The sequence below is a fragment of the Enterobacter sp. 50793107 genome (assembly GCF_001463365.1).
Lineage (GTDB): Bacteria > Pseudomonadota > Gammaproteobacteria > Enterobacterales > Enterobacteriaceae > Enterobacter > Enterobacter cloacae.
In genome coordinates this window covers 45,926-68,975 of the sequence record NZ_LNII01000050.1, presented here as the reverse complement: position 1 = coordinate 68,975, position 23,050 = coordinate 45,926, and the positions used below count along the sequence as shown (strand labels likewise).

Annotated in this window: 19 protein-coding genes; all 19 read left to right on the top strand. The window is 54.2% G+C overall.

From position 1 onward, the window contains the following. Positions 1–799 precede the first annotated feature (799 nt). The 19 genes from leuO to ftsZ all read left to right on the top strand — a co-directional run bounded on the left by leuO (position 800) and on the right by ftsZ (position 22,964). Positions 800–1,744 (top strand): transcriptional regulator LeuO, encoded by a 945-nt coding sequence (leuO, locus tag APU11_RS06585; RefSeq protein WP_013095563.1) that lies wholly within the window; start codon positions 800–802, stop codon positions 1,742–1,744. Positions 1,745–2,123: 379 nt separating this feature from the next. After that, a complete protein-coding gene (gene ilvI / locus APU11_RS06580) occupies positions 2,124–3,848 on the top strand; it encodes an acetolactate synthase 3 large subunit (RefSeq protein WP_038418678.1) in 1,725 nt (574 codons plus the stop codon). A 1-nt stretch (position 3,849) separates the two neighbouring features. Further along, positions 3,850–4,341, top strand: coding sequence for an acetolactate synthase small subunit (ilvN, locus tag APU11_RS06575; RefSeq protein WP_008501994.1), 492 nt, complete (start codon positions 3,850–3,852; stop codon positions 4,339–4,341). Positions 4,342–4,520: 179 nt separating this feature from the next. After that, the gene (gene cra, locus APU11_RS06570) at positions 4,521–5,525 is read left to right on the top strand and encodes a catabolite repressor/activator (protein ID WP_013095565.1); all 1,005 of its coding nucleotides are present in this window, start codon (positions 4,521–4,523) and stop codon (positions 5,523–5,525) included. Between the two features lie 604 nt (positions 5,526–6,129). Further along, positions 6,130–6,588 (top strand): division/cell wall cluster transcriptional repressor MraZ, encoded by a 459-nt coding sequence (gene mraZ, locus APU11_RS06565; protein ID WP_014830641.1) that lies wholly within the window; start codon positions 6,130–6,132, stop codon positions 6,586–6,588. 2 nt (positions 6,589–6,590) lie between these two features. Continuing rightward, positions 6,591–7,532 carry a 16S rRNA (cytosine(1402)-N(4))-methyltransferase RsmH gene (gene rsmH / locus APU11_RS06560; protein ID WP_013095568.1) on the top strand — a complete coding sequence of 314 codons (942 nt, stop codon included), beginning with the start codon at positions 6,591–6,593 and terminating at the stop codon, positions 7,530–7,532. Further along, positions 7,529–7,894, top strand: a complete 366-nt coding sequence (ftsL, locus tag APU11_RS06555) for a cell division protein FtsL (protein ID WP_008501989.1) — start codon at positions 7,529–7,531, stop codon at positions 7,892–7,894. Before rsmH ends, ftsL begins: the two co-directional genes overlap by 4 nt. A 15-nt stretch (positions 7,895–7,909) precedes the next feature. Beyond that, entirely contained in the window at positions 7,910–9,676 is a 1,767-nt protein-coding gene (locus tag APU11_RS06550; protein ID WP_058651103.1) for a peptidoglycan glycosyltransferase FtsI, read from the top strand. Beyond that, entirely contained in the window at positions 9,663–11,150 is a 1,488-nt protein-coding gene (gene murE / locus APU11_RS06545) for a UDP-N-acetylmuramoyl-L-alanyl-D-glutamate--2,6-diaminopimelate ligase (protein WP_058651102.1), read from the top strand. The genes APU11_RS06550 and murE overlap by 14 nt, the downstream gene beginning before the upstream one ends. Continuing rightward, a complete protein-coding gene (gene murF, locus APU11_RS06540) occupies positions 11,147–12,505 on the top strand; it encodes a UDP-N-acetylmuramoyl-tripeptide--D-alanyl-D-alanine ligase (protein WP_020688495.1) in 1,359 nt (452 codons plus the stop codon). The genes murE and murF overlap by 4 nt, the downstream gene beginning before the upstream one ends. Beyond that, on the top strand, positions 12,499–13,581 hold the full coding sequence (mraY, locus tag APU11_RS06535) for a phospho-N-acetylmuramoyl-pentapeptide-transferase (protein WP_008501985.1): 1,083 nt from the start codon (positions 12,499–12,501) through the stop codon (positions 13,579–13,581). Before murF ends, mraY begins: the two co-directional genes overlap by 7 nt. Positions 13,582–13,583: 2 nt before the next feature. Beyond that, entirely contained in the window at positions 13,584–14,900 is a 1,317-nt protein-coding gene (gene murD / locus APU11_RS06530; protein WP_023620010.1) for a UDP-N-acetylmuramoyl-L-alanine--D-glutamate ligase, read from the top strand. Further along, positions 14,900–16,144, top strand: coding sequence for a cell division protein FtsW (ftsW, locus tag APU11_RS06525; protein WP_013095573.1), 1,245 nt, complete (start codon positions 14,900–14,902; stop codon positions 16,142–16,144). The genes murD and ftsW overlap by 1 nt, the downstream gene beginning before the upstream one ends. Continuing rightward, positions 16,141–17,205, top strand: a complete 1,065-nt coding sequence (gene murG, locus APU11_RS06520; protein ID WP_029882700.1) for an undecaprenyldiphospho-muramoylpentapeptide beta-N-acetylglucosaminyltransferase — start codon at positions 16,141–16,143, stop codon at positions 17,203–17,205. Before ftsW ends, murG begins: the two co-directional genes overlap by 4 nt. Positions 17,206–17,263: 58 nt before the next feature. After that, a complete protein-coding gene (gene murC, locus APU11_RS06515; protein WP_013095575.1) occupies positions 17,264–18,739 on the top strand; it encodes a UDP-N-acetylmuramate--L-alanine ligase in 1,476 nt (491 codons plus the stop codon). Next, complete coding sequence (locus tag APU11_RS06510) at positions 18,732–19,652, top strand: D-alanine--D-alanine ligase (RefSeq protein WP_058651101.1); 921 nt, start codon at positions 18,732–18,734, stop codon at positions 19,650–19,652. The genes murC and APU11_RS06510 overlap by 8 nt, the downstream gene beginning before the upstream one ends. Position 19,653: 1 nt before the next feature. Continuing rightward, positions 19,654–20,496 (top strand): cell division protein FtsQ, encoded by an 843-nt coding sequence (gene ftsQ, locus APU11_RS06505; protein ID WP_013095577.1) that lies wholly within the window; start codon positions 19,654–19,656, stop codon positions 20,494–20,496. Then, on the top strand, positions 20,493–21,749 hold the full coding sequence (gene ftsA, locus APU11_RS06500) for a cell division protein FtsA (RefSeq protein ID WP_006173845.1): 1,257 nt from the start codon (positions 20,493–20,495) through the stop codon (positions 21,747–21,749). Before ftsQ ends, ftsA begins: the two co-directional genes overlap by 4 nt. A gap of 63 nt (positions 21,750–21,812) precedes the next feature. Next, the gene (ftsZ, locus tag APU11_RS06495; RefSeq protein ID WP_008501978.1) at positions 21,813–22,964 is read left to right on the top strand and encodes a cell division protein FtsZ; all 1,152 of its coding nucleotides are present in this window, start codon (positions 21,813–21,815) and stop codon (positions 22,962–22,964) included. The last annotated feature ends 86 nt before the right edge of the window (positions 22,965–23,050 follow it).

Here is a 23,050-nt window from a genome sequence, read left to right as displayed (position 1 = left end):
CAGTCTTAGGGCGCCTTGCTACGAGCATAAAAAAACCCGCGCAGTGGCGCGGGTTTTTAGTCTTACTGGTGACGATTCAACGCTGAATTTCGCCCGCCAGTCTACCGCGCACAGAGGATGCGTTTAGTAGTAGTAGACCGGTGAAACGAATGGTGCGAATCATGAATCGTGCTCCGTTAAATTCAATATGCTTTTAGTGGTACTGGATATGGGGGTTGATGTCAACCCCTGACAACAAAAACGACCCCGATCGCACGATGTTCCAGAGAATTTTATTTAGCTAATTGTGCTGGTTTTTATCTTTCATGCCTTTTGAAAAGTCTATTTTTGGACTGGAGATTCATCTCCGGAACGATTTAAATATAATTAGTATCAATTCAACATACGTCTGTAATGGATGAGCCCTGAGAAGAATTGTTTTTAATTTCATTGATTTATTAGTGCTGCAAATAAAAATGCAGTAAATAAAGCGTGAGCAATGATGCGAGTTTGTTAATTGTTTGGCATGGCTCACGTGAATAGTTTAATAATACTTAAGTTATCATTAACCGAAGGGCGATTGTGTATTTGTCTTGATTATGGTTTCATGCAAACCATAATGTCATTGATATCATTTATGCGGAATTTCATCTCACCATCAATGACCTGGGCGAAGTCACCCTTTTGATGATGCGCTCTTTATATTTTCCGAATTTTAAACAATTCTCTTTCGCTGGTTGTATCTGCATGGTAAATCATATTTTTCGAAATTATTACTGTAATTTGGCAAAGGGAGTTTAGCGTGACAGTGGAGCCAGGAGTGCCAGAAAATAATATTAATCAACCTCAGGGTTATAATGGGGTTAAACCTCAGTTACGCACCGTGGATCTCAATCTGTTGACCGTGTTTGACGCGGTGATGCAGGAACAGAATATCACGCGGGCAGCGCAGTCTCTGGGGATGTCGCAGCCTGCCGTCAGCAATGCGGTATCCCGGCTTAAAGTGATGTTTAATGACGAATTGTTTGTTCGTTATGGCAGGGGGATTCAACCCACGGCGCGTGCATTTCAGCTGTTTGGCTCTATCCGCCAGGCGTTACAGTTGGTGCAAAATGAGCTGCCGGGATCGGGTTTTGAGCCCTTAAGCAGTGAGCGTGTTTTCCATCTTTGTGTATGTAGCCCGTTAGATAATTATTTGACGTCCGTGATCTACAATAAAGTGGAAGAAATTGCGCCCAATATTCAACTGGTATTTAAATCTTCTCTTAATCAGAACACAGAACATCAGCTTCGGTATCAGGAAACAGAATTCGTTCTGGGATACGAAGAGTTCCGTCGTCCGGAATTTTCCTGTGTACCGCTGTTTAAAGATGAAATGGTACTGGTCGCCAGCAAAAAACATCCACGAATGAATATGCCGCTGCGCGAAAGTGATGTTTATAACGAGCAGCACGCTGTTGTTGCCCTCGACCGATACGCCTCATTTAGTTTGCCGTGGTATGACACTGCGGATAAACAGGCGAGCGTGGCTTATCAGGGAATGGCCATGGTCAGCGTCTTAAATGTGGTTTCCCAGACCCATCTGGTCGCTATTGCCCCGCGTTGGCTGGCGGAGGAGTTTTCGGAACCCTTAAATCTGCAAATTCTGCCGTTGCCGCTCAAGCTCAATAGCCGTACCTGTTATCTTTCCTGGCATGAAGCCGCAGGCCGGGATAAAGGTCATCAGTGGATGGAAGAGCTGCTTATTAGCATTTGCCGCCGATAAGCGCGTCAGGATAAATCACATCGGCGTGTGTGGTTTATCCTGCGTATTTTTTCATTTGCGGTATTTTGTGCTGTTGTTATTTTTTCTGGCTGCTGCCAGCTTCGCAAAAATAGATGATTTTCTGAAAGGTTGCGCTTTTCAGCGATGATTTATCACCTCACGAACGAATTACAGTGGAATTAACCATATCCTCTCTGTAACGCTGCTTTTTGTGCTTCTGACCCCGTTTGCCACGTCCTGTTTGCTAATTGCCTGCCTCAAAACGAGCGGTTAAGGTAACGGTCACTCTGCAATATATAAGATTGGTTCATCACGATCGTAAGACGGTGTGGAAATGAATTCTGCAGTCCGTCTATAACAAAATGCCTGGAGGCAAAGCATGGAGATGTTGTCTGGCGCGGAAATGGTCGTCCGATCGTTAATCGATCAGGGCGTGAAGCAGGTGTTCGGCTACCCTGGAGGCGCAGTTCTGGATATTTATGATGCGCTTCATACGGTAGGCGGCATTGACCATGTTTTGGTGCGCCACGAGCAGGCGGCGGTGCACATGGCTGACGGGCTGGCGCGTGCGACGGGTGAAGTGGGCGTGGTATTGGTCACCTCCGGCCCCGGCGCGACGAATGCAATTACCGGCATTGCGACAGCCTATATGGACTCCATCCCGCTGGTCATTCTATCCGGGCAGGTCGCAACGTCACTGATTGGCTACGATGCTTTTCAGGAGTGCGACATGGTGGGGATTTCACGCCCCGTAGTGAAGCACAGTTTCCTGGTGAAGCAAACCGAAGACATTCCCGGCGTACTGAAAAAAGCCTTCTGGCTGGCAGCCAGTGGGCGGCCTGGTCCTGTGGTGGTCGATCTGCCAAAAGATATTCTTAACCCGGCAAACAAGCTGCCGTATGTCTGGCCGGAAACGGTAAGCATGCGCTCCTACAACCCAACGACACAGGGCCACAAAGGCCAGATCAAACGTGCGTTACACACGCTTCTGGCTGCGAAAAAGCCGGTGGTCTATGTCGGCGGCGGCGCGGTTAACTCAGCCTGTGAAATGCAACTGCGTGAGCTGATCGAAAAATTGAATCTTCCTGTCGCCTCGTCACTGATGGGACTGGGCGCCTTCCCGGCAACGCACCGCCAGGCTCTGGGTATGTTGGGCATGCACGGTACCTATGAAGCTAACATGACGATGCATCATTCGGATGTGATCTTTGCCGTTGGCGTGCGCTTTGACGATCGCACGACCAACAATCTGGCGAAGTACTGCCCGAACGCCACCGTGCTGCATATTGATATCGATCCTACGTCTATTTCGAAAACGGTGCCGGCGGATGTGCCGATCGTTGGGGATGCGCGACAGGTTCTGGAGCAAATGCTGGATCTGCTATCGCAGGAAACCCCTTCACAACCGTTGGATGAGATCCGCGACTGGTGGCAACAGATCGAGCAGTGGCGAGCACGTCAGTGTCTGAAATACGATACCCAAAGCGAAAACATTAAGCCGCAGGCGGTGATCGAAACCCTCTGGCGTCTGACGAAAGGTGAAGCCTATGTCACCTCTGATGTAGGTCAGCATCAGATGTTTGCCGCGCTTTATTATCCGTTTGATAAACCACGTCACTGGATCAACTCAGGCGGTCTGGGGACAATGGGTTTTGGGTTACCTGCCGCGCTGGGCGTGAAGCTTGCGCTACCGAATGAAACCGTCGTTTGCGTGACGGGAGACGGCAGCATTCAGATGAATATCCAGGAACTCTCCACCGCGTTGCAATATGAACTGCCGGTCCTGGTTCTGAACCTGAATAACGGTTATCTCGGTATGGTGAAGCAGTGGCAGGATATGATCTACTCTGGCCGCCATTCTCACTCCTACATGAAATCGCTGCCGGATTTTGTTCGTCTGGCCGAAGCCTATGGTCATGTCGGGATGCGGGTGACCGAGCCGGCAGAGCTGGAAGCGAAACTTGCTGAAGCGCTTGAACACGTCAAAAATAACCGCCTTGTTTTCATGGATGTCATTGTTGATGGCACAGAGCACGTTTATCCGATGCATATTCGCGGTGGTGGTATGGACGAAATGTGGTTAAGTAAAACGGAGAGAACCTGATATGCGCCGGATATTATCTGTATTACTGGAAAACGAGTCTGGCGCACTGTCACGCGTTATTGGACTCTTTGCACAACGCGGCTACAACATTGAGAGCCTGACCGTTGCTCCTACCGAGGATCCTACGCTGTCGCGCATGACGATTCAGACCGTCGGCGACGCCAAGGTGCTTGAGCAGATCGAAAAACAGTTACACAAACTTGTCGATGTTCTGCGCGTAAGCGAACTGGGGCAGGGGGCCTATGTAGAACGTGAGGTCATGCTGGTGAAAATTCAGGCCAGTGGTTATGGCCGTGAAGAGGTTAAACGCAACGCGGATATCTTCCGTGGGCAGATTATTGACGTTACCCCTTCTTTATATACGGTTCAGTTGGTGGGAACGAGTGACAAGCTGGATGCATTTCTGGCGTCCGTAAGGGATGTGGCAAAAATTGTTGAAGTTGCGCGGTCGGGCGTTGTCGGTCTTTCGCGCGGCGAGAAAATCATGCGTTAGCAGGCAATAAGGTTCGCCTCTTTCAGCCCGGTCACCAAAGCCGGGCTTTTTTTTGCGTAATACGCCGATAACACAGATAAAAGCGGTTGCCGCGAAAGCTATTCTGCGTTTAGATGTTAAAAGATTTAACCATAACCTTGACAGGGCCATGGACTCTTTTCTTTTTTTAAGGGGCAATTGTGAAACTGGATGAAATCGCCCGGCTAGCCGGCGTGTCACGAACTACGGCCAGCTATGTGATTAACGGTAAAGCAAAGCAGTACCGTGTCAGCGACAAAACCGTTGAGAAAGTCATGGCGGTGGTTCGTGAGCACAACTACCACCCGAATGCTGTCGCAGCGGGCTTACGTGCCGGGCGCACCCGATCAATTGGTCTGGTGATCCCCGATCTGGAAAACACCAGCTACACCCGCATCGCTAACTATCTTGAACGTCAGGCTCGCCAGCGTGGCTATCAGCTCCTGATTGCCTGCTCTGAAGATCAGCCTGATAACGAAATGCGCTGTATTGAGCATCTGCTCCAGCGTCAGGTTGATGCGATCATCGTTTCGACCTCCTTGCCACCCGAGCATCCCTTCTATCAACGCTGGGCGAACGATCCGTTCCCAATCGTTGCACTGGATCGCGCCCTGGACAGAGAGCATTTTACCAGTGTCGTCGGTGCCGATCAGGATGACGCGGAAATGCTGGCCGCGGAGCTGAGAACCTTCCCGGCTGAAACCGTGCTCTATCTTGGGGCGTTGCCTGAGCTCTCTGTGAGTTTCCTGCGTGAGCAAGGCTTCAGAACGGCATGGAAAGACGACCCGCGCGAGGTTCACTACCTTTATGCTAACAGTTATGAACGCGAAGCCGCTGCGCAGCTGTTCGAGAAATGGCTGGAGACGCACCCGATGCCTCAGGCGCTGTTCACCACTTCATTTGCGTTGCTGCAGGGGGTGATGGATGTCACTTTGCGTCGGGATGGTAAGCTGCCTTCCGATCTCGCTATCGCCACCTTCGGTGATAACGAACTGCTCGACTTCCTGCAATGTCCGGTCCTGGCCGTCGCGCAGCGCCATCGTGATGTGGCGGAGCGCGTGCTGGAGATCGTTCTCGCGAGCCTTGATGAACCACGTAAACCGAAGCCGGGGCTGACGCGCATCAAACGTAATCTCTACCGTCGCGGAATTTTAAGCCGCCATTAATGAAATGAGACGGGGCAGCGAAAACTGTCCCCTCTTTTTTCTGGATAATTTTCTCAAATAATTCCCGGAGAAAAATTAGGACGATTCCTTAGGAATCAGAACCTGCTATTTTTTTTATTCTTTCAGGCGTTTTAAAATGCCTTTGAAAGAACATTTATACAATTTATAAAGCCTGTCTTTGTATTGTTTTGTTACAAAGCTGCCCGGTCGATGAATATTCAGACGTTTTTCCCCTGCTCCAGCGTGCTTGCCTGCCAGTCGGTTCGTTCATTGCGCATTGTGGTGAATGTGGCGCTGTTATCCCCTGTGAATATGTCTTAAAATGCTGCCCGCGTCGCAAACTGACACTTTATATTTCGATGCGATGATATTGAGTGAGCCTTAACGCTAGTGTGCATATTCGGTTTTTTTCTTACAAATATTCATAACGTTAATTTTGCCTCGCCAGTTGTGCAGTTATTAACCAGGACTGTTTATCTCTGTAAATAGAGCCCTTTCGGGTTCGTATAGAGAGAGTCCTGGCTTGACAAGCTTTTCCCTCGCTCCGTAAACTCCTTTAGGTGGGAATTTGTGGGTTAAAGTGGTGAGGAGGGGTGAGACTGGCATGTTCCGTGGAGCAACGTTAGTCAATCTCGACAGTAAGGGGCGTTTATCGGTACCAACCCGATACCGCGACCAGCTGATCGAGAACGCTTCGGGTCAACTGGTTTGCACCATTGACATCAACTCCCCCTGCCTGCTGCTTTACCCTTTACCTGAATGGGAAATTATTGAGCAAAAGCTGTCGCGACTGTCGAGCATGAACCCACAGGAACGCCGCGTGCAGCGGTTGTTATTGGGGCATGCCAGTGAGTGTCAGATGGATAGTGCTGGGCGATTACTGATTGCGCCTGTGCTGCGGCAGCATGCCGGTCTGACCAAAGAAGTGATGCTGGTCGGTCAGTTCAACAAGTTTGAACTGTGGGACGAAACGACCTGGTATCAACAGGTCAAGGAAGATATCGACGCTGAGCAGTCTGATTCCGCAACCTTGTCGGAACGGCTGCAGGACTTGTCTCTATAAATATGATGGAAAATTATAAACATACAACGGTGTTGCTGGATGAGGCCGTCAACGGCCTGAATATTCGTCCGGACGGCATCTACATTGATGGCACTTTTGGTCGCGGTGGCCACTCGCGTTTGATCCTCTCCCAGCTTGGAGCGGAAGGACGTCTGCTGGCAATTGATCGCGATCCGCAGGCGATTGCTGTTGCGCAAACCATCGATGACCCACGCTTTTCCATCGTGCATGGACCTTTCTCTGCGCTGGCGGATTACGTAGCTGAGCGCGGCCTGACGGGCAAGATCGACGGGATTCTTCTCGATCTTGGCGTCTCTTCACCCCAACTTGATGATGCTGAACGCGGCTTCTCCTTTATGCGCGACGGCCCGCTGGACATGCGCATGGATCCCACGCGCGGTCAGTCTGCCGCCGAGTGGTTACAGACCGCAGATGAAGCCGATATCGCCTGGGTGATTAAAACCTTTGGCGAAGAACGTTTTGGCAAGCGCATCGCGCGCGCCATTGTTGAGCGCAATCGTATTGAGCCGATGACCCGCACGAAAGAGCTGGCTGAGGTGATTGCGGCGGCAACACCGGTGAAGGATAAACACAAACACCCCGCGACCCGTACCTTCCAGGCGGTTCGCATCTGGGTAAACAGTGAACTGGAGGAAATAGAGCTGGCGCTAAAAAGCTCGCTCGACGTGCTGGCCCCGGGAGGGCGGTTGTCCATCATCAGCTTCCATTCGCTGGAGGACCGTATTGTGAAACGCTTTATGCGTGAACAAAGCCGCGGTCCACAGGTGCCAGCAGGGCTGCCGATGACGGAAGAACAACTCAGGAAGCTGGGTGGCCGTCAGTTGCGAGCATTAGGCAAGTTGATGCCGGGCGAAGAAGAGGTGGCAGAGAATCCACGCGCCCGTAGTTCAGTGCTGCGTATTGCAGAGAGGACGAACGCATGATCGGCAGAGTGACAGAGACCCTAAGCAAAGTTAAGGATTCGTTAGGAAGCAACGAGCGCCATGCCTTGCCTGGCGTGATCGGCGACGATCTTTTGCGGTTTGGGAAGCTGCCACTCTGCTTGTTCATTTGCATCATTGTGACGGCAGTAACGGTGGTGACGACAGCCCACCACACACGTTTATTGACTGCGCAACGCGAGCAGATGGTACTGGAACGCGATGCGCTGGATATTGAATGGCGAAACCTGATCCTTGAAGAAAACGCCCTCGGCGATCACAGCCGGGTCGAGCGGATCGCAACAGAAAAGCTGCAATTGCAGCATGTTGATCCTTCCCAGGAAAATATCGTAGTACAAAAATAAGGGAAAACGCGACGCATGAGAGCAGCGGCAAAAACGCTAAAACCAAAACGTCAGGAAGAACAGGCCAACTTTATCAGTTGGCGTTTTGCGTTGCTTTGCGGCTGCATTTTACTCGCGCTGGGCTTCCTGCTGGGACGTGTGGCGTGGCTACAAATCATCGCGCCTGACATGCTGGTGCGCCAGGGCGATATGCGCTCTCTGCGCGTACAGGAAGTCTCCACATCTCGCGGGATGATCACTGATCGTTCCGGTCGTCCGCTGGCGGTGAGCGTACCGGTGAAGGCGATCTGGGCCGATCCGAAAGAGCTGCACGATGCCGGTGGTATCACGCTCGACAACCGCTGGAAAGCGCTGTCTGACGCCCTGAAAATGCCGCTGGATCAGCTTGCCTCCCGCGTTAATGCCAACCCGAAAGGGCGCTTTATCTATCTGGCGCGTCAGGTTAACCCTGACATGGCCGATTACATCAGAAAACTGAAGCTCCCGGGTATCCATCTGCGAGAAGAGTCTCGCCGTTACTACCCTTCCGGCGAAGTAACCGCTCACCTCATTGGCTTTACTAACGTCGACAGCCAGGGGATTGAAGGGGTTGAAAAAAGCTTCGATAAGTGGCTTACCGGTCAGCCGGGTGAGCGAATCGTGCGTAAAGACCGCTATGGTCGCGTGATTGAAGATATCTCTTCCACAGATAGCCAGGCCGCGCATAACCTGGCGTTGAGCATTGATGAACGCCTGCAGGCGCTGGTGTATCGCGAACTGAACAATGCCGTGGCCTTTAACAAAGCGGAGTCGGGCAGCGCCGTGCTGGTGGATGTCAGCACTGGCGAAGTGCTGGCGATGGCCAACAGCCCGTCCTACAACCCGAACAACTTTACTGGTACCGCAAAAGATGCAATGCGTAACCGGGCCATTACCGACGTGTTCGAACCTGGCTCCACGGTGAAGCCGATGGTGGTGATGACGGCGCTGCAACGCGGCATCGTCAATGAGAACACGGTTCTGAACACGATCCCTTACCGAATCAACGGCCACGAGATTAAAGACGTGGCGCGCTACAGCGAATTGACCCTGACCGGGGTATTACAGAAGTCGAGTAACGTCGGTGTTTCAAAGCTGGCGTTAGCGATGCCGTCCTCAGCGTTAGTAGAGACTTACTCACGTTTTGGGCTAGGAAAGGCGACCAATTTGGGGTTGGTCGGAGAACGCAGTGGCTTATATCCTCAAAAACAACGGTGGTCTGACATAGAGAGGGCCACCTTCTCTTTCGGCTACGGGCTAATGGTAACCCCGTTACAGTTAGCGCGAGTCTACGCAACGATTGGCAGCTATGGCATCTATCGCCCACTGTCGATTACCAAAGTTGATCCACCGGTTCCGGGCGAGCGTATCTTCCCGGAATCTATCGTTCGTACCGTTGTGCATATGATGGAAAGCGTGGCGCTACCTGGCGGTGGCGGCGTGAAGGCGGCGATCAAAGGCTATCGCATCGCCATTAAAACCGGTACGGCGAAAAAAGTGGGGCCAGACGGCCGCTACATCAACAAATACATTGCCTATACCGCAGGCGTTGCGCCTGCAAGCAATCCGCGTTTTGCGCTGGTGGTCGTCATTAACGATCCACAGGCGGGTAAATACTACGGCGGCGCCGTTTCAGCGCCTGTGTTCGGCGCCATTATGGGCGGCGTATTACGCACCATGAACGTTGAACCGGACGCGCTGGCAACGGGCGAAAAAAGTGAATTTGTAATTAATCAAGGCGAGGGTACAGGTGGCAGATCGTAATTTGCGCGACCTTCTCGCTCCGTGGGTGCCAAACGCACCTGAGCGAGCGCTACGGGAGATGGTACTGGACAGCCGTGTGGCTGCTTCCGGCGATCTTTTTGTGGCTGTAGTTGGTCATCAGGCGGACGGGCGTCGATATATCCCGCAGGCGATTGCGCAAGGTGTAGCTGCCATTATTGCTGAGGCTAAAGATGAGGCAACCGACGGTGAAATCCGTGAAATGCACGGTGTGCCGGTTATCTACCTTAGCCAGTTGAATGAGCGACTCTCCGCACTGGCGGGACGTTTTTATAACGAGCCTTCAGACCAGCTGCGTCTGGTGGGTGTGACGGGCACTAACGGTAAAACGACGACCACCCAATTGATGGCGCAATGGGCGCAACTGCTGGGAGAAACCGGCGCCGTAATGGGCACCGTGGGGAATGGGCTGCTGGGTAAAGTGAGCCCGACGGAAAACACCACCGGCTCCGCGGTTGACGTACAACATGTAATTGCTGGTCTGGCAGGGCAGGGTGCGACCTTTGCCGCGATGGAAGTCTCCTCTCATGGTCTGGTACAGCATCGTGTGGCGGCGTTGAAATTTGCTGCCTCCGTGTTTACGAACCTGAGTCGCGATCATCTTGATTATCATGGTGATATGGAGCATTACGAGGCCGCGAAATGGCTGCTCTTCTCCACGCATCACTATGGACAGGCCATCATCAACGCTGATGACGAAGTGGGGCGCCGCTGGCTTGCGAATCTGCCGGATGCGGTTGCGGTGTCGATGGAAGACCATATCAATCCGAACTGCCATGGCCGCTGGCTGAAGGCGGTTGAGGTTAATTATCACGACAGCGGCGCGACGATTCGCTTTGCCTCTTCCTGGGGTGAAGGCGAAATTGAAAGCCGCCTGATGGGGGCGTTTAACGTCAGCAACCTCCTGCTGGCGCTGGCAACGCTGCTGGCGTTGGGCTATCCGATGGCCGAACTGCTCAACACCGCAGAGCGTCTGCAGCCCGTCTGTGGCCGTATGGAAGTGTTCAGTGCACCAGGTAAACCGACCGTTGTTGTCGATTATGCCCACACGCCGGATGCGCTGGAAAAAGCGCTTGAAGCGGCACGTCTGCACTGCGCCGGTAAGCTCTGGTGTGTGTTTGGCTGTGGGGGCGATCGTGACAAGGGCAAGCGTCCGTTGATGGGGGCCATCGCCGAACAGTTCGCGGATATTCCGGTTGTGACCGATGACAACCCGCGTACTGAAGAGCCGCGCGCCATTATCAACGATATCCTGGCCGGTATGCTGGACGCAGGACGTGCCCGCGTGGTGGAAGGCCGTGCGGAAGCCGTGACCAACGCCATCATGCAGGCGCAGGAGAACGACGTCGTGCTCCTGGCGGGTAAAGGCCATGAAGATTATCAGATTGTTGGCAATCGTCGTCTGGACTATTCGGACCGTGTAACGGCAGCGCGTCTGTTGGGAGTGGTGGCATGATCAGCTTAACGCTCGGCAAGGCGGCAACCCTCCTGCAGGGGACGTTACATGGTCAGGATCTGACCATCGACGCCGTGACGACAGATACCCGCAAAGTGACCGCCGGGTGCCTGTTTGTGGCGCTGAAGGGCGAACGTTTTGACGCCCACGATTTTGCTGAACAGGCGAAAGAGAATGGTGCGGGTGCGCTGCTGGTGAACCGCAAACTCGATATCGATTTACCGCAGATTGTGGTGAAGGATACGCGCCTTGCCTTTGGTGAACTGGCCGCATGGGTTCGTCAGCAGGTGCCAGCTCGCGTTGTTGCTCTGACGGGGTCTTCGGGCAAAACGTCAGTAAAAGAGATGACGGCGGCGATCCTCAGTCAGTGCGGTAACACGCTTTACACCGCAGGCAATCTAAATAATGACATCGGCGTGCCGATGACATTGCTTCGCCTCACCAAAGAGCATGACTTTGCGGTGATTGAATTAGGGGCAAACCACCAGGGTGAAATTGCCTGGACGGTCAGCCTGACGCGTCCGGAGGCTGCGCTGGTGAACAACCTGGCCGCCGCGCATCTGGAAGGTTTCGGTTCACTTGAAGGCGTGGCGAAAGCCAAAGGTGAGATCTATACCGGCCTGCCGGATAACGGTATTGCCATTATGAATGCCGATAATAACGACTGGTTGAACTGGCAGAGCATCATCGGTTCACGTAAGACGTGGCGCTTCTCGCCTAATGCGGCAGACAGTGATTTTACCGCGACCCATATCCATGTGACTTCGCATGGCACGGAATTCACGCTCAATACCCCAACGGGAGGCATTGAGGTTCTGCTGCCGCTGCCGGGTCGCCATAACATCGCCAATGCGCTTGCTGCCGCGGCGCTGTCGATGGCCGTCGGCGCAACACATGACGCGATCAAAACTGGCCTTGCGAATTTAAAAGCCGTACCGGGACGTCTGTTCCCAGTCCAGCTTGCAGAAAACAAACTGCTGCTGGATGACTCCTACAACGCGAACGTCGGTTCGATGACGGCAGCCGTACAGGTGTTGTCCGAAATGCCAGGCTATCGCGTGATGGTGGTTGGCGATATGGCCGAGCTGGGCGATGAGAGCGAAGCCTGTCATACCCAGGTGGGTGAAGCCGCGAAAGCGGCCGGGCTGGATTGCGTACTGAGCGCAGGAAAACTGAGCCAGGCGATTAGCCATGCCAGCGGTGTTGGCGAACATTTTGCCGATAAAGCCGCACTGATTGAACGTCTGAAGACGTTGATTGCTGAAAAACAAATTGTGACTGTGTTAGTGAAAGGTTCACGTAGTGCCGCCATGGAAGAGGTAGTGCACGCATTACAGGAGAACGGGACATGTTAGTTTGGCTGGCCGAACATTTGGTCAAATATTACTCAGGCTTTAACGTCTTTTCCTATCTGACGTTTCGCGCCATCGTCAGCCTGCTGACTGCGCTGTTCATCTCGTTGTGGATGGGCCCGCGCATGATTGCCCGTCTGCAAAAACTCTCTTTCGGCCAGGTTGTGCGTAACGATGGTCCGGAATCGCACTTCAGCAAGCGCGGTACGCCAACCATGGGCGGGATTATGATCCTGACCGCGATCGTGGTTTCCGTGCTGCTGTGGGCCTATCCATCCAACCCGTACGTCTGGTGTGTGCTGACTGTGCTGGTGGGCTACGGAATCATTGGGTTTGTTGATGATTACCGCAAAGTGGTACGTAAAGACACGAAAGGTCTGATCGCCCGCTGGAAATATTTCTGGATGTCGGTGATTGCGCTGGGCGTGGCCTTCGCGCTGTATCTGGCCGGAAAAGATACTCCCGCTACCGAGCTGGTGGTGCCGTTCTTTAAAGACGTCATGCCGCAGCTGGGGCTGTTCTACATTCTGCTGGCGTACTTCGTGATTGTGGGCACCGGTAACGCGGTGAACCTGACCGATGGTCTGGATGGCCTGGCCATTATGCCAACGGTCTTCGTGGCCGCAGGTTTCGCGCTGGTGGCGTGGGCGACCGGCAACATGAACTTTGCCAACTATCTGCACATTCCTTATCTGCGTCACGCGGGCGAGCTGGTGATCGTCTGTACGGCCATTGTCGGGGCAGGGCTGGGCTTCCTGTGGTTCAACACCTATCCGGCCCAGGTCTTTATGGGTGACGTCGGTTCACTGGCTCTGGGTGGCGCGCTGGGTATTATTGCCGTGCTGCTGCGCCAGGAGTTCCTGCTGGTCATCATGGGCGGGGTATTTGTGGTTGAGACCCTGTCGGTGATCCTGCAGGTCGGTTCCTTTAAGCTGCGCGGTCAGCGCATCTTCCGTATGGCACCGATTCACCATCACTATGAACTGAAAGGCTGGCCAGAGCCGCGCGTCATCGTGCGCTTCTGGATTATTTCGCTGATGCTGGTGCTGATTGGCCTGGCAACGCTGAAGGTACGTTAATCATGGCAGATTACCAGGGCAAAAAAGTCGTTATCATCGGGTTGGGCCTTACTGGCCTGTCCTGCGTGGACTTTTTCCTTGCGCGCGGCGTGACGCCGCGGGTGATGGATACGCGTGTTTCTCCGCCGGGTCTGGACAAACTGCCGGAACAGGTTGAACGCCACCTTGGTGGTCTGAATGATGACTGGCTGCTGGCAGCCGATCTGATTGTGGCCAGCCCCGGTATGGCGCTGGCGCACCCTTCACTGAGCGCCGCGGCCGATGCGGGCGTTGAGATTGTCGGTGATATCGAGCTGTTCTGTCGCGAAGCGCAGGCGCCTGTTATCGCCATTACCGGCTCTAACGGAAAAAGCACCGTCACTACCCTGGTGGGTGAGATGGCGAAAGCGGCGGGCAAAAATGTCGGCGTTGGCGGCAACATTGGTTTGCCGGCGCTGATGCTGCTGGACAAAGGCTGCGAGCTGTACGTACTGGAACTCTCCAGCTTCCAGCTGGAAACCACCTCCAGCCTGCATGCGGCCGCGGCCACAATCCTGAACGTGACCGAAGATCATATGGACAGGTATCCATTTGGTCTACAGCAGTATCGCGCAGCCAAACTGCGTATTTATGAAAATGCCAAAGTCTGCGTCGTTAACGCCGATGATGCCCTGACCATGCCGGTACGCGGTGCCGATGACCGCTGCATCAGCTTTGGTATCACCATGGGTGATTATCATCTGAACCGTCAGCTGGGTGAAACCTGGCTGCGGGTGAAAGGTGAGAAAGTGCTGAACGTGAAGGAGATGAAGCTTTCCGGTCAGCATAACTACACCAATGCGCTGGCGGCGCTGGCGCTGGCGGATGCCGTCGGTCTGCCACGCTCCTCCAGCCTGCAGGCGCTAACCACCTTTACCGGTCTGGCGCACCGTTTCCAGCTGGCGCTGGAGCATAACGGCGTACGCTGGATCAATGATTCCAAAGCCACCAACGTAGGCAGTACAGAGGCCGCGCTGAATGGTTTGCAGGTGGAAGGTACTCTGCATCTGCTGCTGGGTGGCGACGGTAAATCCGCCGATTTCACCTCCCTGAAGCAGTATCTCTCCGGCGATAACATCCGTCTCTACTGCTTTGGTCGTGATGGCAGGGAACTGGCGGAACTGCGTCCTGAGATCGCCGAGCAGACCGAAACCATGGAACAGGCAATGCGCCTGATTGCTCCTCGCGTGAAGCCGGGCGATATGGTGCTGCTCTCTCCGGCATGCGCCAGCCTTGATCAATTCAAGAATTTCGAACAGCGTGGTGATCTCTTTACCCGCCTGGCGAAGGAGTTAGGCTGATGCGTTTATCTCTCCCTCGCCTGAAAATGCCGCGCTTCCCAGGATTTGGTGTCCTGGTGTGGTTGTTTGCGGCACTGAAAGGCTGGGTGATGGGCTCTCGTCAGAAAGATAACGACAGCCTGATCATGTACGATCGCACGCTCTTCTGGCTCACCCTGGGGCTGGCGGCGGTCGGCTTTATTATGGTGACGTCAGCATCAATGCCCGTCGGGCAGCGACTGGCGAACGATCCTTTCCTGTTTGCCAAGCGTGATGGTCTGTACATCATCCTGGCGTTCTGTCTTGCGCTGATAACCTTACGTCTGCCAATGGCGTTCTGGCAGCGACACAGTACCGCGATGCTGATCGCCTCGATCATCATGCTGCTGATCGTGCTGGTGGTGGGGAGTTCCGTAAACGGGGCATCGCGCTGGATCGCCTTTGGTCCGCTGCGTATTCAGCCTGCAGAATTTACCAAACTGTCCCTGTTCTGCTACCTGGCGAACTACCTGGTGCGCAAAGTAGATGAAGTGCGTAACAACCTTCGCGGCTTCCTGAAACCGATGGGCGTGATTCTGGTGCTGGCGGTCTTACTGCTGGCGCAGCCTGACCTCGGTACCGTGGTGGTACTGTTTGTGACGACGCTGGCGATGCTGTTCCTGGCGGGGGCGAAACTGTGGCAGTTCATCGCCATTATCGGGATGGGTATTTCAGCGGTTGTCCTGCTGATCCTTGCTGAACCATACCGTATCCGCCGTGTGACCTCGTTCTGGAACCCGTGGGAAGACCCGTTTGGCAGTGGCTATCAGCTGACGCAGTCACTCATGGCGTTTGGCCGCGGTGAAGTCTGGGGACAAGGCCTGGGCAACTCGGTTCAGAAACTGGAGTATTTACCCGAAGCGCATACTGACTTCATCTTCTCCATTATTGCGGAAGAACTGGGTTATATCGGTGTGGTATTAGCGCTATTAATGGTATTCTTCGTCGCTTTCCGCGCTATGTCGATTGGGCGGAAAGCGCTGGAGATCGATCACCGCTTCTCAGGTTTCTTAGCCTGTTCAATTGGTATCTGGTTTAGCTTCCAGGCATTGGTTAACGTCGGGGCCGCAGCGGGTATGCTGCCGACCAAGGGCCTGACGTTGCCGTTGATCAGTTATGGTGGTTCCAGTCTGTTGATCATGTCGACGGCCATCATGATGTTGTTACGTATAGATTATGAAACGCGTCTGGAAAAAGCCCAGGCGTTTACACGAGGTTCACGATGAATCAACCGAAGCGGTTAATGGTGATGGCAGGCGGTACCGGTGGACATGTGTTCCCGGGGCTGGCGGTTGCGCACCATTTAATGGCTCAGGGCTGGCAGGTACGCTGGCTGGGAACCGCAGACCGCATGGAGGCCGACCTGGTACCGAAGCACGGTATTGAGATCGACTTTATTCGTATTTCTGGCCTTCGTGGCAAAGGCATTAAGGCCCAGCTTCTGGCGCCGGTGCGCATTTTCAACGCATGGCGTCAGGCGCGCAGCATCATGAAGCGCTTTCAGCCGGATGTGGTGCTGGGCATGGGCGGTTATGTTTCCGGTCCGGGCGGACTTGCCGCGTGGTCGTTGGGCATTCCTGTTGTATTGCATGAGCAGAATGGTATTGCCGGACTGACCAACAAGTGGCTGGCGAAAATCGCCACCAAAGTGATGCAGGCATTTCCTGGTGCGTTCCCGAAAGCGGACGTCGTCGGAAACCCGGTGCGTGTGGATGTGCTGGCGCTGCCGTTGCCGGATACCCGCATGGCTGGCCGTGAAGGCCCTGTTCGCGTGCTGGTCGTCGGCGGATCGCAGGGCGCACGCATCCTGAACCAGACGATGCCGCAGGTTGCCGCAAAGCTGGGTGATGCCGTGACCATCTGGCATCAAAGCGGAAAAGGCGCTCAGCAGACCGTTGAGCAGGCTTATGCGGCAGAAGGTCAGCCGCAGCACAAAGTGACGGAATTTATCGACGATATGGCGGCAGCGTACGCCTGGGCCGATGTCGTTGTCTGTCGCTCCGGTGCATTAACGGTGAGTGAAATTGCCGCCGCGGGTTTACCGGCTCTGTTTGTGCCGTTCCAGCACAAAGATCGTCAGCAGTACTGGAATGCGCTGCCGCTTGAAAAAGCCGGTGCCGCGAAAATATTCGAGCAGCCACAATTTACCGCCGATGCGGTCGCCACCACCCTGGCGGGCTGGAACCGGGAAACATTAATGGAGATGGCGCAACGTGCACGTGCGGCGGCCATTCCTGATGCAACGGAGCGGGTGGCAAAAGAAGTGAGCCTGGCAGCCCAGGCTTAACCCTCGCAGCGCGTGTTGCGCTGCACGATTTTTTTAAGTAGTCGATGGCGTTTAGAGAATGAATACACAACAACTGGCAAAACTGCGTTCAATCGTGCCCGAGATGCGTCGCGTCCGGCACATTCACTTTGTTGGCATCGGTGGTGCTGGCATGGGCGGTATTGCCGAAGTGTTAGCTAACGAAGGGTATCAGATCAGCGGGTCTGACCTGGCGCCAAACCCTGTTACGCAGCAACTGGCGTCGCTTGGGGCGACTATCTATTTCAACCATCGCCCGGAAAACGTGCGCGATGCGAGTGTGGTGGTGGTATCCAGCGCCATCTCCTCTGATAACCCGGAAATCGTGGCCGCGCATGAAGCGCGTATTCCGGTGATCCGCCGCGCGGAAATGCTGGCAGAGCTGATGCGTTTTCGTCACGGGATTGCGATTGCCGGGACGCACGGTAAAACCACGACCACGGCGATGGTTTCCAGTATTTATGCCGAAGCGGGGCTCGACCCGACGTTCGTCAACGGCGGTCTGGTAAAAGCAGCAGGTGTGCATGCGCGTCTGGGCCACAGCCGTTATCTGATTGCGGAAGCGGATGAGAGCGATGCGTCGTTTCTGCATCTGCAGCCGATGGTGGCGATTGTCACTAACATCGAAGCTGACCACATGGATACCTACCAGGGCGACTTCGAGAATTTAAAGCAGACCTTTATCAACTTCCTGCATAACCTGCCGTTCTATGGACGCGCGGTAATGTGTGTGGACGATCCGGTCATTCGCGAGTTGTTGCCGCGGGTTGGTCGTCAGATCACCACCTATGGCTTCAGTGAAGACGCGGATGTTCGCGTGGAAGAGTACAAACAGATTGGTGCGCAGGGGCATTTCACCCTGGCGCGTCAGGACAAAGAGCTGCTGCACGTGACGCTGAACGCACCAGGCCGTCATAACGCTCTGAACGCAGCCGCGGCGGTGGCCGTCGCGACGGAAGAAGGCATTGATGACGATGCGATCCTGCGTGCTCTGGAAAGCTTCCAGGGAACCGGGCGTCGTTTCGACTTCCTTGGCGAATTCCCGCTGGATGCGGTAAACGGTAAACCGGGTACTGCCATGCTGGTAGACGACTATGGCCACCATCCAACCGAAGTGGACGCGACCATTAAGGCCGCACGTGCGGGATGGCCAGAGAAGAACCTGGTGATGATCTTCCAGCCACACCGTTTTACGCGTACGCGCGATCTGTATGACGATTTCGCCAGCGTGCTGTCCCAGGTGGACACATTGCTGATGCTGGATGTTTATTCTGCAGGTGAAACGCCGATCCCAGGCGCGGACAGCCGTTCTCTGTGTCGAACCATTCGCGGACGCGGTAAAGTAGACCCTATTTTGGTTTCGGATCCTGCTCAGGTCGCCGAAATTCTGGCGCCGGTACTGACAGGTAACGATTTGATTCTGATTCAGGGCGCGGGAAATATCGGCAAAATCGCCCGTACTTTAGCTGAAATCAAACTGAAGCCGCAAACTCAGGAGGATGAGCATCATGGCTGATAAGATTGCTGTCCTGTCTGGCGGCACCTCCGCCGAGCGCGAGGTTTCCCTGAATTCAGGCGCTGCGGTACTGGCGGGCCTGCGTGAGGCTGGCGTTAATGCACATCTGGTCGATCCGAAAGAGGTCGATGTAACGCAGCTGAAAGCAATGGGCTTCGATAAAGCCTTTATTGCTCTGCACGGTCGTGGGGGAGAAGACGGTACCCTGCAAGGGTTGCTGGATCTCATCGGTATGCCCTACACCGGCAGCGGCGTGATGGCCTCCGCCATCTCAATGGATAAACTGCGCAGTAAGCTGCTGTGGCAGGGAGCGGGTTTGCCGGTTGCGCCGTGGGTTGCGTTGACGCGCCGCGAATTTGAAATGGGCCTTCAGGATAGCGTTAATGCACGCATTGCTGAGCTGGGCTTACCGGTTATTGTAAAGCCCAGCCGTGAAGGGTCGAGCGTTGGGATGTCCAAAGTTGATAAAGCTGACGATTTATCGTCTGCTTTAGCGCTGGCATTTCAACACGATGAAGAAGTTCTGATTGAAAAATGGCTCAGCGGACCGGAATTTACCGTGGCGATGCTTGGTGAAGAAATTTTACCGTCGATTCGCATCCAACCTGCTGGCGTCTTCTATGATTATGAGGCGAAGTATCTCTCTGACGAGACGCAATATTTCTGCCCAGCAGGTCTTGAAGCAGAACGTGAAGCGGATTTACAGTCCCTGGTGCTTAAAGCCTGGCATATTCTTGGTTGCAGTGGCTGGGGACGCATTGATGTGATGCTCGACAGTGATGGGCAATTTTATTTGCTGGAAGCGAATACTTCTCCAGGCATGACCAGCCACAGCCTTGTGCCGATGGCCGCGCGTCAGGCGGGGATGAGCTTCTCGCAGTTAGTCGTACGTATTCTGGACCAGGCGGGCTGATATGTCTCAGGCTGCATTGAACACGCGCAACCGCGATGACGAGGAAGAATATTCTTCTTCACGCCGGAGTAATGGAACGCGTCTTGCAGGGATTATTTTCCTGCTCGGGGTGCTGTGCACCGTGTTTATCAGCGGCTGGATGGTACTGGGCTGGATGGAAGATGCGCAGCGGTTGCCGCTGTCGAAGCTGGTGGTCACCGGTGAACGCCACTACACGCGTAACGATGATATTCGCCAGTCGATTCTGGCACTGGGGTCGCCTGGCACCTTTATGACGCAGGATGTCAACATTATCCAGAGTCAGATTGAACGTCTGCCCTGGATAAAACAGGCGAGTGTAAGAAAGCAATGGCCTGATGAATTGAAGATTCATCTGGTTGAATATGTGCCCATTGCGCGTTGGAATGATCAGCACATGGTTGACGTAGACGGAAATTCCTTCAGCGTCCCGGCCGATCGTGTCAACAAGCAAAATTTACCGATGTTGTATGGTCCTGAAGGCAGCGAAAACGAAGTGTTACAGGGTTTTCGCGAGATGGGGCAAGTGCTGGCGAAGGACAGGTTTACGTTAAAAGAAGCTGCGATGACGGCGCGCCGTTCGTGGCAGCTCACCTTAACGAATGGCATTAAGCTCAACCTTGGCCGCGGCGACACGATGAAGCGTCTGGCGCGTTTTGTAGAACTTTACCCGGTTTTACAGCAGCAGGCACAGACTGACGGCAAACGGATAAGCTACGTTGATTTGCGCTATGACTCAGGCGCAGCAGTCGGTTGGGTACCGGCTCCGGTCGAGGAACCTAATCAGCAACAGAATCAGGCACAGGTACAGGCAGAACAACAATGATCAAGGCGACGGACAGAAAACTGGTAGTTGGACTGGAGATTGGCACCGCGAAGGTTGCCGCTTTAGTAGGGGAAGTTCTGCCCGACGGTATGGTCAATATCATTGGCGTGGGCAGCTGCCCGTCCCGTGGTATGGATAAAGGTGGGGTAAACGATCTTGAGTCGGTGGTGAAATGCGTACAGCGCGCCATCGATCAGGCTGAATTAATGGCAGATTGCCAGATTTCCTCTGTCTATCTGGCCCTCTCTGGTAAGCATATCAGCTGCCAGAATGAAATCGGCATGGTGCCCATTTCTGAAGAAGAAGTGACGCAGGAAGACGTTGAAAACGTAGTGCATACGGCGAAGTCCGTGCGCGTGCGCGATGAGCATCGCGTGCTGCACGTGATCCCGCAGGAATATGCGATCGACTACCAGGAAGGGATCAAGAACCCGGTTGGTCTGTCTGGCGTGCGTATGCAGGCAAAAGTGCACCTGATCACATGTCACAACGATATGGCGAAGAACATCGTAAAAGCCGTTGAACGTTGTGGCCTGAAAGTTGACCAACTTATTTTCGCCGGTCTGGCGGCAAGCTATTCCGTGCTGACCGAAGATGAACGTGAACTGGGCGTCTGTGTGGTCGATATTGGTGGTGGTACAATGGATATGGCCGTGTATACCGGCGGTGCCCTGCGCCACACCAAAGTGATCCCTTACGCGGGGAACGTGGTGACCAGCGATATTGCCTACGCGTTTGGTACGCCGCCAAGCGATGCAGAAGCGATTAAAGTGCGCCACGGTTGTGCGCTGGGGTCTATCGTTGGCAAAGATGAGAGCGTTGAAGTGCCAAGCGTGGGCGGCCGTCCGCCGCGTAGCCTGCAGCGCCAGACGTTGGCAGAGGTGATTGAGCCGCGCTATACCGAGCTGCTCAACCTGGTCAACGAAGAGATTTTGCAATTACAGGAACAGCTTCGCCAGCAGGGCGTAAAACATCATCTTGCGGCGGGGATTGTATTAACCGGCGGTGCAGCGCAAATTGAAGGTCTTGCGGCCTGTGCGCAGCGTGTGTTCCATACGCAGGTGCGTATTGGCGCACCGCTGAATATTACCGGTTTAACGGATTATGCCCAGGAGCCTTACTATTCAACGGCTGTGGGCCTGCTCCACTACGGGAAAGAATCCCATCTCAGTGGTGAAGCAGAAGTGGAAAAACGCGTCTCAGTGGGGTCGTGGGTCAAACGACTGAACAACTGGCTGCGAAAAGAGTTTTAATTTTTTTAAGAGACCGGAGAGAATTAACGGTCTCGGGCGACAGGCACAACGGAGAGAGAAATTATGTTTGAACCTATGGAACTGACCAACGACGCGGTGATTAAAGTCATCGGCGTCGGTGGCGGCGGCGGTAACGCCGTAGAGCATATGGTGCGCGAGCGCATTGAAGGTGTTGAATTCTTTGCGGTTAACACTGATGCACAGGCACTGCGTAAGACGGCAGTCGGCCAGACTATCCAGATCGGTGGTGGCATCACCAAAGGTCTGGGCGCAGGAGCTAACCCGGAAGTAGGTCGCAATGCGGCTGAAGAAGATCGTGAAGCGTTACGCGCTGCACTGGAAGGTGCGGACATGGTCTTCATCGCAGCAGGTATGGGTGGCGGTACAGGTACCGGCGCAGCACCTGTTGTGGCTGAAGTGGCTAAAGATTTAGGTATCCTGACCGTTGCTGTCGTGACCAAGCCTTTCAATTTTGAAGGCAAGAAACGTATGGCCTTCGCGGAGCAGGGTATCACCGAGCTGTCCAAGCATGTGGACTCGCTGATCACCATCCCGAACGACAAACTGCTGAAAGTGTTGGGTCGCGGTATCTCTCTGCTGGATGCCTTTGGCGCAGCAAACGACGTGCTGAAAGGCGCGGTTCAGGGTATCGCTGAACTGATTACCCGTCCTGGCCTGATGAACGTTGACTTTGCTGACGTTCGCACCGTGATGTCCGAAATGGGCTACGCGATGATGGGCTCCGGCGTGGCGAGCGGTGAAGACCGTGCGGAAGAAGCGGCTGAAATGGCTATCTCTTCTCCGCTGCTGGAAGATATCGATCTGTCGGGTGCGCGTGGCGTGCTGGTCAACATCACCGCTGGCTTCGACCTGCGTCTGGATGAGTTCGAAACCGTGGGTAACACCATCCGTGCGTTCGCCTCTGACAACGCGACCGTGGTAATCGGTACCTCCCTTGATCCGGAAATGAACGACGAGCTGCGTGTAACGGTTGTTGCTACCGGTATCGGTATGGACAAGCGTCCTGAAATCACTCTGGTGACGAACAAGCAGACTCAGCAACCGGTAATGGATCGTTACCAGCAGCATGGTATGTCTCCTCTGACTCAGGAGCAAAAACCGGCCGCGAAAGTGGTTAATGACCCAACGCCGCAAACGGCGAAAGAGCCAGATTATCTGGATATCCCGGCGTTCCTGCGTAAGCAAGCTGACTAAGAATTGGCTGGAATTTGGGGATTTCCGCTCTTTGTGCTAAACTGGCCCACCGTTAGTGATATACACTCTCGGTTGGATAGTTAATT